Annotated in this window: 13 protein-coding genes; 1 reads left to right on the top strand and 12 read right to left on the bottom strand. The window is 70.8% G+C overall.

The genetic code is table 11. The features are described from left to right. The first annotated feature begins 81 nt into the window (after nucleotides 1–81). Nucleotides 82–1,548, top strand: coding sequence for a lysine 2,3-aminomutase (locus JWN97_RS04275; protein WP_297618815.1), 1,467 nt, complete (start codon nucleotides 82–84; stop codon nucleotides 1,546–1,548). A gap of 81 nt (nucleotides 1,549–1,629) precedes the next feature. Here JWN97_RS04275 and JWN97_RS04270 read toward each other — a convergent pair whose 3' ends face one another. From JWN97_RS04270 to JWN97_RS04215, 12 genes are all read right to left on the bottom strand, one after another. Beyond that, on the bottom strand, nucleotides 1,630–2,082 hold the full coding sequence (locus JWN97_RS04270) for an Lrp/AsnC family transcriptional regulator (RefSeq protein ID WP_297618812.1): 453 nt from the start codon (nucleotides 2,080–2,082) through the stop codon (nucleotides 1,630–1,632). 10 nt (nucleotides 2,083–2,092) lie between these two features. Then, nucleotides 2,093–3,034: a 5'-3' exonuclease gene (locus JWN97_RS04265; RefSeq protein WP_297618809.1), complete on the bottom strand. Its 942-nt coding sequence runs from the start codon at nucleotides 3,032–3,034 to the stop codon at nucleotides 2,093–2,095. Nucleotides 3,035–3,055: 21 nt separating this feature from the next. After that, entirely contained in the window at nucleotides 3,056–5,878 is a 2,823-nt protein-coding gene (locus tag JWN97_RS04260) for a DEAD/DEAH box helicase (protein WP_297618807.1), read from the bottom strand. A gap of 61 nt (nucleotides 5,879–5,939) precedes the next feature. Further along, on the bottom strand, nucleotides 5,940–6,845 hold the full coding sequence (locus JWN97_RS04255; RefSeq protein WP_297618805.1) for a YegS/Rv2252/BmrU family lipid kinase: 906 nt from the start codon (nucleotides 6,843–6,845) through the stop codon (nucleotides 5,940–5,942). Between the two features lie 23 nt (nucleotides 6,846–6,868). After that, on the bottom strand, nucleotides 6,869–7,261 hold the full coding sequence (locus JWN97_RS04250) for a hypothetical protein (RefSeq protein ID WP_297618803.1): 393 nt from the start codon (nucleotides 7,259–7,261) through the stop codon (nucleotides 6,869–6,871). Nucleotides 7,262–7,294: 33 nt separating this feature from the next. Further along, a complete protein-coding gene (tatC, locus tag JWN97_RS04245; protein WP_297618800.1) occupies nucleotides 7,295–8,131 on the bottom strand; it encodes a twin-arginine translocase subunit TatC in 837 nt (278 codons plus the stop codon). A gap of 5 nt (nucleotides 8,132–8,136) precedes the next feature. After that, on the bottom strand, nucleotides 8,137–8,433 hold the full coding sequence (gene tatA, locus JWN97_RS04240) for a twin-arginine translocase TatA/TatE family subunit (RefSeq protein WP_297618797.1): 297 nt from the start codon (nucleotides 8,431–8,433) through the stop codon (nucleotides 8,137–8,139). Nucleotides 8,434–8,482: 49 nt separating this feature from the next. Next, nucleotides 8,483–9,478, bottom strand: coding sequence for a WYL domain-containing protein (locus tag JWN97_RS04235; protein ID WP_297618793.1), 996 nt, complete (start codon nucleotides 9,476–9,478; stop codon nucleotides 8,483–8,485). Next, nucleotides 9,475–10,449, bottom strand: coding sequence for a WYL domain-containing protein (locus JWN97_RS04230; protein ID WP_297618790.1), 975 nt, complete (start codon nucleotides 10,447–10,449; stop codon nucleotides 9,475–9,477). The genes JWN97_RS04235 and JWN97_RS04230 overlap by 4 nt, the downstream gene beginning before the upstream one ends. A 50-nt stretch (nucleotides 10,450–10,499) precedes the next feature. After that, the gene (locus JWN97_RS04225; RefSeq protein WP_297618787.1) at nucleotides 10,500–11,459 is read right to left on the bottom strand and encodes an FKBP-type peptidyl-prolyl cis-trans isomerase; all 960 of its coding nucleotides are present in this window, start codon (nucleotides 11,457–11,459) and stop codon (nucleotides 10,500–10,502) included. A 108-nt stretch (nucleotides 11,460–11,567) separates the two neighbouring features. Continuing rightward, a complete protein-coding gene (gene pafA, locus JWN97_RS04220) occupies nucleotides 11,568–12,929 on the bottom strand; it encodes a Pup--protein ligase (RefSeq protein ID WP_297618784.1) in 1,362 nt (453 codons plus the stop codon). Nucleotides 12,930–13,034: 105 nt separating this feature from the next. Next, nucleotides 13,035–14,000, bottom strand: coding sequence for a hypothetical protein (locus JWN97_RS04215; RefSeq protein WP_297618782.1), 966 nt, complete (start codon nucleotides 13,998–14,000; stop codon nucleotides 13,035–13,037). Nucleotides 14,001–14,332 lie beyond the last annotated feature (332 nt).

Raw genomic sequence — 14,332 nt, 5'->3', positions numbered from 1 at the left:
TACTCTTCCAGATGTGTCGCGGCCCACACAACCGGCGCGCCGCACGCCTGCCTCACCGGCGCAGATCACCCGAGGAGAACCATGAGCATCGAGACCGTCAGCCCTCTTGAGCTGGCACTCGCCACCGGCCAGCCCTACCCCTACCAGCGGGTCGAGCTCGTCGAGCCCGACTGGACGCGCTTCCCCGGGTGGAGGGATGTCACGGCCGCCGACTGGGCCTCCGTCCAGTGGCAGCGCGCCCACTGCATCAAGAACGTCAAGCAGCTGCGCGAGCTCATGGGCGACCTCCTCGACGAGCGCTTCTACGCCGACCTCGAGCGCGACCAGGCCGAGCGGGCCACGATGTCGATGCTCGTGCCGCCGCAGATGATGAACACGATGGCGCCGAACACCGAGCCGCACGGGGCGGGGTCGCTGACCGACGCGTTCTACGCCGACCCGATCCGCCACTACATGATCCCGGTCTTCTCCGACCGGCGCACCGACTGGTCGTCACACCCGCACGCGGCCCGCGACTCCCTCCACGAGCACGACATGTGGGCGACCGAGGGCCTGACCCACCGCTACCCGACCAAGGTGCTCGCCGAGCTGCTGCCGACCTGCCCGCAGTACTGCGGTCACTGCACCCGCATGGACCTCGTCGGCAACTCGACGCCGGTCATCGAGAAGCTGAAGTTCGGCGGCAAGCCCAACGACCGCATCGGCGACATGCTCGACTACCTGCGCCGCACGCCCTCGGTGCGCGACGTCGTCGTGTCCGGCGGCGACGTGGCCAACTTGCCCTGGCCGCGGCTCGAGGCGTTCCTCACCGAGGTCATGGAGATCGACAACATCCGCGACATCCGGCTCGCGACGAAGGCGCTCATCGGCCTGCCGCAGCACTGGCTGCAGCCCGACGTCGTCGAGGGCGTCGGCCGCGTGGCCGCGATCGCCCGCTCGCGCGGCGTCTCGCTGGCGATGCACACCCACACCAACCACGCGAACTCCGTGACGCCGATCGTCGCCGAGGCGACCCGGGCGATGCTCGACGCCGGCCTGCGCGACGTACGCAACCAGGGCGTGCTGCTCAACGGCGTCAACGCCGACCCGCACGCGCTGCTCGACCTCTGCTTCCGTCTGCTCGACGGCGCGCAGATCATGCCCTACTACTTCTACATGTGCGACATGATCCCGTTCTCGGAGCACTGGCGGGTCTCGGTCGCCGACGCGCAGCGCCTGCAGCACCACATCATGGGCTACCTGCCGGGCTTCGCGACGCCGCGCATCGTGTGCGACGTGCCGTTCGTCGGCAAGCGCTGGGTGCACCAGCTCGCCGACTACGACACCGAGCGCGGCATCTCCTACTGGACCAAGAACTACCGCACCTCCATCGAGTCCGCCGACGCCGACGCCCTGTCGCGCCACTACGAGTACTACGACCCGATCCACACGCTGCCCGAGTCCGGCCAGCGGTGGTGGGAGCAGCACGGTCGCCTCGACGAGTCCGCGCTCAAGGCCGCCGAGATGGCCGAGGCGTCGCGGCGTACGGCCGCCCTCCAGGCCTACTGAGGTCCGTCGCTCCCCTGTCCCTCTCGCCAACTCACCAGTTGGCGCGCCAACTCGTGAGTTGGCGACCTCCCCAGCCGAGCCTCAGGCGATCGGGCGGTTCTCGTACGGCGTGGAGAGCACGATCGTGGTCCGGGTCGACACGCTGGCCGCGCCGCGGATCCGGGCGAGCAGGTCCTCGAGGTCGCGAGGCGTCGGGACGCGGATCTTGAGGATGTAGGACTCGTCGCCCGCGACCGACCAGCAGGACTCGATCTCGTTGATCCCCGCGAGCCGCTCGGGGTAGTCGTCGGGCTGCGAAGGGTCGATGGGGGTGATGGAGATGAAGGCGGTCAGCGGCCGACCGAGCTGGTCGTGGTCGACCGTGGCGCCGTAGCCCGTGATCAGGCCGCGCTGCTCGAGCCGCTTGACGCGCTGGTGCACCGCCGAGGTCGACAGGTCGGTCGCCTTGCCGAGGTCGGTGAACGACATCCGGCCGTCGCTGGCCAGCAGGGACAGGATCTGGCGGTCCTTGGCCTCGACCTCGTGGGAGCTCACGCGGCTCACCCTAGTCCGAGCCGGACAGTGCCTCCACCAGACGGACGGCGGACGAGCCGAGGCCCCACCGCTGGTCCAGCGCCACAACCGCGTCGTGGTCGGCCGGCGTCCGTGGCCGCGTCAGGTCCGGTGACCCGAGGTCGAGGTCGCGCCGTACGGCGACCACCTCCGGCGCGACGTCGAGGTAGTCCAGCGCCGCCTTGATCCTCCCGCGCGGACCGGGCCCCATGTCCGATTCGGGGTCGCCCGCGGCCGCGACGATCGCGTCGATCGTCCCGAAGCGGTTCAGCAGCGTGGCGGCGGTCTTGTCCCCCACTCCGGCGACTCCCGGCAGGCCGTCGGAGGCGTCCCCGCGCAGCGTGGCGAGGTCGGCGTACTGGTGGGCGTCGACACCGTACTTGGCGCGCACCCAGGCGTTGTCGACGCGCTCGTGCCGGCTGACCCCGCGGGCGACGTAGAGCACCCGGACAGCCGCCTCGTCGTCGACGAGCTGGAACAGGTCGCGGTCCCCGGTGACGATGTCGACCGGCATCCCGGCGTCGGTGGCCAGGGTGCCGATGACGTCGTCGGCCTCCATCTCGGCATGCCCGACGATCGGGATCCCGTAGGCCTCGAGCACCGAGATGATGATCGGGATCTGCGCCTCGAGCGGGTCGGGCACCTCCTCGACGTCGGGCGAGGAGCCCGGGCGCGCCTGGACGACGCGATGCGCCTTGTAGGACGGGATCAGGTCGACGCGCCACTGGGGGCGCCAGTCGTCGTCCCAGCAGCAGGCGAGGTGGGTCGGGTCGTACTCCCCCACCAGCCGGCTGATGAAGTCCATCAGCCCGCGCACCGCGTTGACCGGGGTGCCGTCCGGGGCCTTCATCGAGTCCGGCACGCCGAAGAACGCGCGGAAGTAGAGGGACGCGGTGTCGAGCAGCAGCAGCCGGCCGTCGGAGGAGGTCGTCACGTCAGGGAGCCTGCCACAGAGCTATTCGGCGAGCACGCTGTAGGCGATCACGCCGCGCTTCAGGGACTTGGCGGTGGCCCGGGCGGTGGTGCGCAGGGGGCTGTCCCCCGCCGCGTCGGCGACCTGGCCGCACAGGTCGAGCAGCTGCTTCATCCAGCGCACGAAGTCGCCCGCCGAGAGCCCGGTGACCATCAGGACGTCGTCGAGGTCGTCTCCCTCGGCCCAGCGCCAGGCGGCCCACGCGAAGCCGACGTCGGGCTCGCGCAGGAAGTCGAGCTTGTGGTCTCGCTCGAGGGCGTCGAGCTGGCCCCACAGCCGGACGACCTCGGCCAGCGCCGGCCGGACCTGCCCGCCGGGGATCTTCGGCGAGGACGCGTCGTCGGCCCGCCGCGCCTCGAAGACCAGCGCCGAGAGGACGGCGGCGAGCTCCGAGGGGGTCAGCTCGTCGAGCAGCCCGGCCCGGATCGCCTCCGCGGCGACGAGGTCCATGTCGGTGTAGATCCGCCGCAGGTGCGATCCCCGCTCGGTCACCTTGTCGCCGTCGAGGTAGCCCAGCGCCGTCAGCACGTCGCACACGCGGTCGAACGTGCGGGCCACGGTGTTGGTGCGGTTGTCGACGCGCCGCTTGAGCGTCTCGGTGTCGCGTTCCAGCTTGAAGTAGCGCTCTGCCCAGCGAGCGTGGTCCTCGCGCTCGGGGCACTGGTGGCACGGGTGCGACTTCAGCTCGGCGCGCAGCCGCCCGATCTCGCGGTCGACCGCCGTGTCACCGAAGGAGTCCTGCTGCTTCGTACGCCGCGGGCCGGGGCCGTCGAAGGCGTGGGCCTTGGCCCGCAGCGCCGTCGCGAGGTCGCGGCGCATCGCGGGGTTGCGACCGTTGAAGGACTTGGGGATCCGGAGCCGGCCGATCGACTCCACCGGGACCGGGAAGTCCATCGGGGCCAGTCGTCGCGCCTGGCGGTCGGCGGTGACGACGTACGGTCGGGGCTCGTCACCGCCGGCACCCGGGTCGATGACCACCGCGAGGCCGCTGAACTTGCCGGCCGGCACGTGGATCACGTCACCGGGGCGCAGCCTGCCCAGCGATGCGATCGCCTCGGCGCGCCGATCCTGCCGCCGCTCGCGGGACGCGCCCTTCTCGAGGTCGGAGATCCGGCGGCGCAGGGCGGCGTACTCCATGAAGTCGCCGACGTGGCAGGTGGCGGCCTCCCGGTAGCCCTCGAGGGCCTCCTCGGCCTTGTGGACCTGCCGGGCGAGCCCGACGACGGCCTTGTCGGCCTGGTACTGCGCGAAGGACTGCTCCAGCAGCTCGCGCGAGCGGGCGCGGCCGAACTGGTGCACGAGGTTGACGGCCATGTTGTAGGACGGCCGGAAGGACGAGCGGAGCGGGTAGGTGCGCGTGGAGGCCAGGCCGGCGACCTCCCCGGGGTTCATGCCGGGCTGGTAGAGCACGACGCCGTGACCCTCGATGTCGAGGCCGCGGCGCCCGGCTCGACCGGTGAGCTGGGTGTACTCCCCCGGCGTGAGGTTGGCGTGGCTCTCGCCGTTCCACTTGGAGAGCTTCTCGATGACCACGGTGCGCGCCGGCATGTTGATGCCGAGCGCGAGGGTCTCGGTCGCGAAGACGACCTTCACCAGGCCCTCCTGGAAGAGCTCCTCCACGACCTGCTTGAAGGCGGGCAGCAGGCCCGCGTGGTGGGCCGCGATGCCGCGGGTGAGGCCGTCGAGGAACTCGTGGTAGCCGAGGACGTGGAGGTCCTCCTCCGGCAGCGACTTCGACGCGTGCTCCACGCGGTGGAAGATCTCGTCGCGCTCGGCCGCCGTCGTCAGACGCGTGTTGGCCGAGACGAGCTGCGTGACCGCGGCGTCGCAGCCGGCGCGGCTGAAGATGAAGACGATGGCCGGCAGCAGACCCTCACGGTCGAGTCGCTCGACCACGTCGACCCGGCTCGGGATCCAGACGCGACGGCCGTTGCCCACTGCGCGCGGGTTCTTCGACGAGCCCGGCTTGCCCTTGCGTGGTGATCGTCGGTCGCGCATCAGGCGCGAGCTGGCCCAGTCGTCGCGGGCGATGCGGGTGAGCTCCTCGTTGACCGGGGCGCCCTCCTTGACGAAGCCGGCGCTCGCGTCGACGTCGGAGGAGGCGAAGAGGTCGAGCAGGCGACGTCCGACCATGACGTGCTGGAAGAGCGGCACCGGCCGCTTCTCCTCCAGGATCGTGGTGGTCTCGCCGCGCACCGTGGCCAGCCACTCGCCGAACTCCTCGGCGTTGGACACCGTCGCCGACAACGACACCAGGGTGACCGACTCGGGCAGGTGGATGATCACTTCCTCCCAGACCGCGCCACGCATCCGGTCGGCGAGGTAGTGCACCTCGTCCATCACGACGTAGCCGAGGCCCAGCAGGGTGCGCGAGCTGGCGTAGAGCATGTTGCGGAGGACCTCGGTGGTCATCACGACCACCGGCGCCTCCCCGTTGATGACGTTGTCACCGGTGAGCAGCCCGACGTTGTCGGCGCCGTAGCGCTTCACCAGGTCGTGGTACTTCTGGTTGGACAGTGCCTTGATCGGGGTCGTGTAGAACGCCTTGCGACCGGTCTGCAGGGCGAGGTGGATGGCGAACTCGCCCACGATCGTCTTGCCCGAGCCGGTGGGCGCGGCCACGAGCACGCCGCGGCCACTCTCGATCTCCTGGCACGCACGCACCTGGAAGTCGTCGAGCTCGAAGCCGTAGAGCCCGGCGAAGTCCTTGAGCATCGGGAAGTCCTTGCCCCGCTGGAAGGCCGCGTAGCGCTCCGCGGGGCTGGCCTGCTCGTCGTCGTGCGGGTCGGTGGGTGGGGTGCTCATGCGGGGTCCCTGCGGCGCTGTTCGGAGGAGCGGAGCGGAGGAGAAGACCGTCGTGGGGTGCTCATGCGATGACCTCCAGCGCGCCCGCGGCGCACTCGATCGTGAGGGGCAGCGGGCCGAAGCGCTCGCCGTCGGCGTACGACACGATGCCGGGGGCGGCGACCGTCACCGAGCGCACCCGCCGGTGGACGTACTCCGCGACGCCGTCGATCCGGCCGGTGAAGAGCCGGGGGTAGGAGCGCACCAGCTTGGTCTTGCTCATCCGGGTGATCACCACGACGTCGAGCAGGCCGTCGTCGAGGACCGCTCCCTCGGTGATCCGGAGGCCTCCGCCGAACGACGGCCCGTTGCCGACGGCCACGAGCATGGCGTCGTGCTCGACGGTCTCGTCGTCGAGCCGGAGGACGTAGGGGATCGGGCGGAACGTGCGCAGCTCCGCGAGCGTCGCGAGGTTGTAGCGCATCTGGCCCCGGGGCCAGGTCATGGCGTTGGCGCGCTCGTTGACGATGGCGTCGAAGCCCGCCGCCAGCACGGTGACGAAGTAGCGGTCGCCGCTGCGGGCCAGGTCGATCGTGCGCCGGCGCGAGGCGATGATCCGGTCCGCGGCCGCGACCGGGTCGGCGCGCGGCAGGTCGAGGTAGCGGGCGACGTCGTTGCCGGTGCCGGCGGGGATCAGGCCGAGGGGTACGCCGGTGCCGGCGACCGCCTGCACGCCGAGGTGCACCAGCCCGTCGCCGCCGCACAGCACCAGCGCCTCGACCCCGTCGGCGACGCAGCCGCGGGCCAGGTCGGAGGCCTCGTCGGCGTCGCGGCCCTGCAGGTTGCGGACCACGAACCCGCTCTCGCGCAGGCGGGCGAGAGCGGCGTCCCGGTGCCGGGCGCCCTTGCCCCTCCCGGACGTGGGATTGGTCAGCAGCGCAATCTCGCGCCCACGCACAGGGTGGTCGGGCGCCGCCGGGTCGTGCATGAGCGCGACCCTATCCCCCGCCTCTAGCCGGTCAGGCGCAGCAGGGCCGCGTAACGGTCCGCGCGTGCTCCCACCGCGCGGGCCAGGCGCCCCAGCGCGTCGAGGACCAGGTCGGGGTCGAAGCCGCTCCCGGGCACCGCGAGGACGACCCGGTCGTCGAGCGAGCCGATGACGACCTGCCCGTGGCGCCATGCCTGGTGCACACGCAGCCGGGTCGCGTCGTCGACCACGGGCTCGGGATAGGCCTCGTCCACGGCCAGCAGGTCACACCCGAGGTCGTCGGCCCCGTCGCCCGTCAGCCGCCCCCGGACCAGGGGACCCGTGCGCAGGCCAGCATCGGAGCGCCACACCACGTCGAGCGTGCCGAGCCACTCGGGCAGGTCGAACGGATCGATGTCGGTGATCGCGGCCTGCATGGGGGCCAGCCTGCCAGAGCCCGGGTCCGGGGCTCAGATCGAGGAGAGCTCGTCGGGGGACAGTCCGGCGTTGGGCGTGTTGCGTGCCCGGCGACGGTCGTTGACCCGGGCGATCGCCTCGGAGATGAAGAACAGCAGCACCATCGGCACCGCCATCAGGGTCATCGTGAAGGGGTCGGCCGACGGCGTCGCCACGGCGGCGAAGATGAACGTGCCGATGATGATCCACGGGCGGTAGGCCTTGAGCGCCGCCCCCTTGACCACCCCGGCGAAGTTGAGCAGCACCACGAAGACCGGGATGTTGAAGGCCAACCCGAAGACGAAGAGCGTCCGGGTGAAGAACTGGAGGTAGTCGTTGAAGTCGATGAGGTTGGTGACGCCGTCGGGGTTGAACCCGATGAGCACCTCCAGCGCGACCGTCAGCGTGAGGTAGCCGAGCACCACGCCGCCGATGAAGAGCGGCCCCGCGACCCCGACGAAGATCCTGGTCATCTTCCGCTCCTGCGCGTACAGCCCGGGGAGCACGAACGCCCAGATCTGGTAGAGCCAGTAGGGAGCGGTCACGATCGCCGCGGCGAACCCGCACAGCGTGAGCCACAGCAGAAGTCCCCCTCCGGCGCCTCGCGTGGTGGCGTTGGTGGTGCCCTCGGGGAGCTGGGCCTGGGCGTCCTCGTAGGGACCGACGACCAGGTCGAGCAGCGCGTGCCGGAACACCAGGGCGACGACCAGGACGACGACGAAGACCACCAGGCTGCGCAGCAGCCGGGCGCGGAACTCACGGAAGTGGTCGGCGAGCGCCATCCGCCCGTCCGGGCCGACGGCGTCCTGCGCCGGACCCTTGAAGAGCCCGACGAGACCGGCGATCCTCACGCCGGTCAGGCGGTGGTGTCGTCGCGCCGCTCGCGGACCACGTCACCCATGGTCTCGTGGCTGGAGACCTCGTGGGTAGCGGCCTCGTTGCGGGCCTCGATCTCGCGCTGCTCGGGCGTGACCGTGGGCTCGGACGACTTGTCGTCGCGCAGGCCCTTGGTCTCCGTCTTGAAGATCCGCAGCGCCTGGCCCGAGCTGCGGGCCAGGTCGGGCAGCTTCGCGGCACCGAACACCAGCACGACGATCGCCAGGATCACCAGCCACTCCAGACCCTGCGGCATACCGACCAGTGGGTTGACCATGAGCTCACTCCGATAAGTGTGGGATTGCGTGGCGGGGATCGTGCTGCGTTCAGCCGAAGTCTACGCCGTCGGCCTGATAGAGGCTGAGGGTTGACCGTGCGGCCGCTGTGAAAGATGCGGCGTAGTGGGCGGGGGCGAGCAGCGTGGCGTGCGGCGCCAGCCGGAAGAGCAGGGACTGGGCCCACTGCTCGCTCGCCACCTCGAGGTCCACCTCGATCGTGTCGTCGGGTCCCGGGCGCTGGGCGGTGACCTGGTAGTACTCGATCACCCACCGGGCGGGCGGGGCGAGGCGGAGCGTGACGGTGGTGGTCTCGGCGTCGGTGAACCAGCCGCCGGTCAGGTCGCGGGCGCGCGCACCCGGGTCGGCGACGGGCGTGTCGAGCTCGGTGGCGGCGAGGATCCGGTCGACCCGGAAGGCGCGGTCGCCCTGCGCGGTGTGGCACCACGCGTCGAGGTAGAGGAGGTCCTCGATGCGCGCCAGCCCGCGCGGGTCGACGACCCGGCGCGACTCCTGGTCGCGGGAGGGGACGTGGTAGCTGATCTCGACCTGGTGCCCGTGCGCGAGGGCGGACTCGAGCACCGGCACCACCGTGCTGCTCTCGAGCGGCGTGGGCGTCACGTGCAGTCGCAGCAGCCCCTCGCCGTCCTGGCCGGCCGCCTCCTCGAGCTTGGCGAGCGTCCGCTCGATCACGTCGCGCGCCTCGTCGGGAGCCGCCTCCACCATCGTGCGCAGCGCCACCACCAGCGACGTCGCCTCGGCCGGGGAGAACCGCACCGGCCGGGCGAGGTAGTCGGCGTTGTCGACCCGGATGATCCGGTCGCCCTCGAGGGCCTCCAGGTCCACCTCGATGAGGTCGCCGGGCAGGCCGGGCGAGAGGCCCGTCATGAAGAGCAGCCGGAGGTCACGCTCGATCTGGTCGGCGTCGGTGCCGAAGTGGGCGGCCGCGTCGTCGAGGCGGACCTCTCCGCGGGCGAGGAGATAGGGCACCAGTGCCAGGAGCCGGGCGACCTGGTCGGGCGCGGTGTCGCCCTGCTGGGTGGTCATGGCTGCGCCTGCGCGACGGCCCGCAGGCGGGAGACGACCTCGTCGCGCAGCGCCTCCGGCGACCGGACGACGACGTCGGCGCCGTAGGTCAGCACCTCATCGGCCAGCTCGTGGACCGGCCCGTGGACCACGACGCTGTCCCAGCCTGCGGGCTCGTCGAGCGGCGTCACGGACTCGGCGCGACGGCGCAGGCCGACGCCGGTCCCCTGCCGCACCCGGACATCGGCGGTGACGGACGGAAAGGACGGCGAGAGGCGGCGGGCGAGCTCGCGTACGTCGGTGCCGGGAGGCACGTCGTACGCCCCGGACTTGCCGCTGGCACGCACGGGACCCACGATCCGGGACAGGCGGAACACGCGCTCGGCGCCCCGGTCGACGTCGTGGCCCACGACGTACCAGCGACCCGAGGAGCGGGCCAGGCCCCACGGCTGCACGCGGCGGGTGGTGGGCTCGGTCTCGCTCGGGCGCTGGTAGGGGAAGCTCACCTGGCGGCGCTTGCCGATGGCGTCCCAGAGGTGTTCGAAGGCCGGCTCGTCGGCTGTGATGGCCGGTGCGACCACCTCGAGGCGCGAGGGGTCGATCTCCACGCCCTGGCCCTTGAGCTTGGCGAGCGCCCGCGTGGTCGCCTTGGCCAGCGTCGCCTGCTGCCAGACCTGTGCTGCGAGGCCGAGCACGGCGGCCTCGTCGGACTCGAAGCGGATCTCGGGCAACGAGGTCTGCTCGGTGGGGATGCGGTAGCCGATCTCGTCGTCGAAGAACGCGTCGGCGCTGCCCACCTCGATCACCGCACCGATCTGGCGCAGGGCGTCCTTGTCACGCTCGAAGGCACGCTCGAACGCCTCGTCCCCCGCGGCGCCGCGCGGGTGCTCGGCGTAGCAGGCCTCGCGGATGGCGTCCTTGCCGATGAAGCGCTTGGCGCCCAGCAGGAGGATGTGCAGGTTCATCAGCCGCTCTGCGCGAGGCTGTGCCATCTGCGGTCTCCCCCTGCCTGCTCGTCGTGCGGTGTCGGTGTGGTGCCAGCTCAGGAGGCGCCGAGGATGTCGACGACGAAGAAGAGCGTGTCGGTGCCCTTGATCCCGGCGTCCGGGTTGCCCTTCTTGCCGTAGCCCTGGGCCGGCGGGATCTCCAGGATGACGCGGGAGCCGACGGTGCGGCCGACCAGACGCTCGTCCCAGCCGGTGATGACCTGGCCGACGCCGATCGGGAACTCGGCCGGGTCCTTGGTGTAGGACTCGTCGAAGGGCTTCTCCGCGTCGTAGACCTGCCCGAGGTAGTCGACCGTGATGGTCTGACCCTTCTTGACGACGGCGCCGTCGCCCTTGATCAGCGTGGTGCCGATGAGCTTGCCGCTCGGAGTGTGCGCGTCGGTGAAGTCGAGGCCCGTGATCACGCCGTCGGTCTCGATGAGGGTGGGCGCCCAGCCGGCGGGCTTCTTCTCCTCGCCCTGCGGGCCGTCGAGGGTCGGGATCGTGTCGGCCCGGCCGAGGATGTCGACCACGAACAGCACGGCGTCCTTGTTGCCGATCCCGATCTGCGGGTTGCCCGCGTCGCCGTAGGCGTCCTCCGCGGACGTGAGCACCGCGACCCGGTCGCCGACCTTGTGCCCGATGATCGCGTCGCGCAGGGGCTTGAGCACCTCCGCGGTGAGCTCGACCGACTGGGGTGTGCCGTCCTTGGTGAAGGTGCTGGTCGCCTCCTCCTCGGTGAAGCCGTTGCCGATCCAGAAGTTGGCGGAGGCGGTGTCGCCGTCGGCGACGGTCTCCCCGTCGCCCTCGATGATGACCTCGGTCTCGGCCTTCGACCCGTCGAGTCGCCCGTCGAAGGTGACCTTGGGCTCCTCGCCCTGCTTGCCCTCGATCGTGACCGAGCTCAGGGACTTGCCACCCGACTCGGGGTCGCTGTCACCGGAACCGCACGCGGCGAGTCCGAGGAGGCTGAGGGCGAGGACACCGCTGAGGGCGGCGGAACGTACACGGGACACAGGTTCACCTAAACGATCGACGGAGTTGCCGGGTCACCCTATCCAGCGACACCCACTCGTGGCGCCGCGACACCTGACCTGTGCATGTCCGGCGGGGTCGGCGAGACGTCACATGCCGTCGATGAGGCGCTGCACCCGCTCGTCGTACGCCTTGAACGGGTCCTTGCAGAGCACGGTGCGCTGCGCCTGGTCGTTGAGCTTGAGGTGCACCCAGTCCACGGTGAAGTCGCGCCGGCGCTCCTGGGCCTTGCGGATGAACTCGCCGCGCAGCCGGGCGCGGGTGTTCTGGGGCGGCACGCTCTTGGCCTCGAAGATCTTGAGGTCGGTGGTGACGCGGGCGACGGCACCGCGCTTCTCGAGGAGGTAGTAGAGACCACGGCCGCGATGGATGTCGTGGTAGGCGAGGTCGAGCTGCGCGATGCGGGCGTCACCGAGCGAGAGCCCGTGCTTGGCGCGGTAGCGCTCGATCAGCTTCCACTTGATCACCCAGTCGATCTCGCGGTCGACGAGGCCGAGGTCGTCGGACTCGACGGCCTTGAGCCCGCGCTCCCACAGGTCGAGCGCCCGCTCGATCGTGGGGGTGGAGATCTGGCGCCGGTCGACGAAGTCGCGCGCCTTGCCGAGGTACTCGGACTGGATCTCCAGCGCGCTGGCCTCGCGGCCGTTGGCCAGGCGCACCTTGCGCTGGCCCGTCGGGTCGTGGCTGATCTCACGGATGGCGCGGATCGGGTTCTCCATGGTGAGGTCGCGCATCACCACGCCCTCCTCGATCATCCGCAGCACGAGGTCGCAGGAGGCCACCTTGAGCATGGTGGTGGTCTCGCTCATGTTGGAGTCGCCGACGATCACGTGCAGGCGGCGGAAGCGCTCGGCGTCGGCGTGCGGCTCGTCGCGGGTGTTGATGATCGGGCGGCTGCGCGTGGTCGCGCTGCTCACGCCCTCCCAGATGTGCTCCGCGCGCTGGCTGACGCTGTAGCTCGCGCCGCGCGGGGTCTGGGTGATCTTGCCGGCGCCGACGATGATCTGGCGGGTCACCAGGAACGGGATCAGCACGTCGGCCAGGCGGGAGAACTCCCCGGCTCGCCCGACGAGGTAGTTCTCGTGACAGCCGTAGGAGTTGCCGGCGGAGTCGGTGTTGTTCTTGAAGAGATAGATCTCGCCGGCGATGCCCTCGTCGTGCAGCCGTTGCTCGGCGTCCAGGAGCAGCCCCTCCAGGACCCGCTCCCCCGCCTTGTCGTGGGTGACCAGCTCGATGACGTCGTCGCACTCCGGCGTGGCGTACTCCGGGTGGCTGCCGACGTCGAGGTAGAGCCGGGCGCCGTTGCGCAGGAACACGTTGCTGCTGCGGCCCCAGCTGACGACCTTGCGGAACAGGTAGCGCGCGACCTCGTCGGGGCTCAGGCGGCGCTGGCCCTTGAACGTGCACGTCACGCCGTACTCGTTCTCGATGCCGAAGTTCCGCCGGTCCACAGGCTCAGCCTAGGCGGACCTCGGTGAAACCGGTCGCGAACCGCCGGTCGCCTCGTGCCTCGGGCGCTGCGGTTTGGGACCAAACCGCAAGAAATCGGTGCAGGATCATGAGGTCTTCGCCCAATCGACGACTCCGTTGGTCCGTCGCCACCGGTTCATCACCCGCTGGCGTCCCCGCTCGGAGTACAGCGAGTTGTCGACGCGCCGACGCCACGCCGCCAACCGCCGCGGCAGGTGTGGCCGTCCCAGCGCTCGGTCGATCTCGTGCATGACCACTGCCGGATGGTTGAGCAGGTCGTCGAGGACGAACCCGCGTCGGACGTACGGCGTCCCGGTCAGCGCCCGCTCCCGTCGCAGGTCCTTCCGGTGCTGGTCCTGGTCCCGGTGGTAGGCCCCGTCGTACTCGTGCACGAACGTCGTGCCCTGGACCACCAGGTCGGCGCGACCGATCGACGTGCCCCGGTCGTCGAACAACTCGACCTGGGGCTGCACCGGGACTTCGATCGCCTCGTGGAAGAGACGCAGCACCGACTCGCCGGCCGACTCGCAGCGGTGCGTCGACAGGTTGTACGCCGCCCGCAGCACCCGCACCCCCGGTCGTCGACTGGCCAGCAGCGCTTCCATCCGCCCTCGATCGAGATCGCCCTTCTCGAGCGCCGAGTCGATCATGATCACCAGGTCGAGGACGCCGAGGTCCCGTGCGGCGCGGAGCAGGATCTCCTCAGGAGCGTCGACGGGCAGGCCGTGTCGCTTGCCGGTCGGTGCCCTGTCAGTCAGCAGTCGCGAACAGATCAACCCGTGCCGTCGCGGCCGCTCGTCACGCTGGTCGACCGCGGCGAAGACCGGGACCTGCTCCGGGAGCTGTGGGAGCCGCCAGCCCATGAGCCGGGCGCCGGTGAGATGCGTGAAGACGGCGGAATGGGGCAGCACGAGGAGATAGGCGCGCAGCTCGCGATGAAACTCCTCGTCCTCACTGAGGTCGTCGCGGAGCACCAGGAACAGCCCGTGGCTGACCCGTCGGTGTCCCGCCAGCCTGACCTCGCCGCGGATCGGTGCGTCCTTGTCGTCCATGACTCTGACCCTGCGCCTCGCGCCACCGACCGAAACGGCGGCACGTTGCGCCTGTGGACAACCGCCCGCAGGCGTCAGCGCCCCGCGGTTTGGTCCCAAACCGCAGGAGATCTGGCCGCAAACATGCGGTTTGGGACCAAACCGCAGCAGACGGCGGCCGGAGACAGGTGTCAGCTCACGGGCGGTGCGACCGGCGGGTCACCGCCGGCTGCGTCATCACCGGACAGGGACGGCGTCGAGGAGGAGGCTTCCGGCTCGGGTGCGTGGACGGCGGGACCGCGCTCGCCGAGCAGCTCCTCGAGCCGGGCGGGGCGGATCCGGCTGAACTTCCG

This window comes from Nocardioides sp., assembly GCF_025965415.1.
Classification (GTDB): Bacteria; Actinomycetota; Actinomycetes; order Propionibacteriales; family Nocardioidaceae; genus Nocardioides.
Note: the sequence above shows the minus strand (reverse complement) of the source record. Positions and strands in the feature narration are given on the sequence as shown.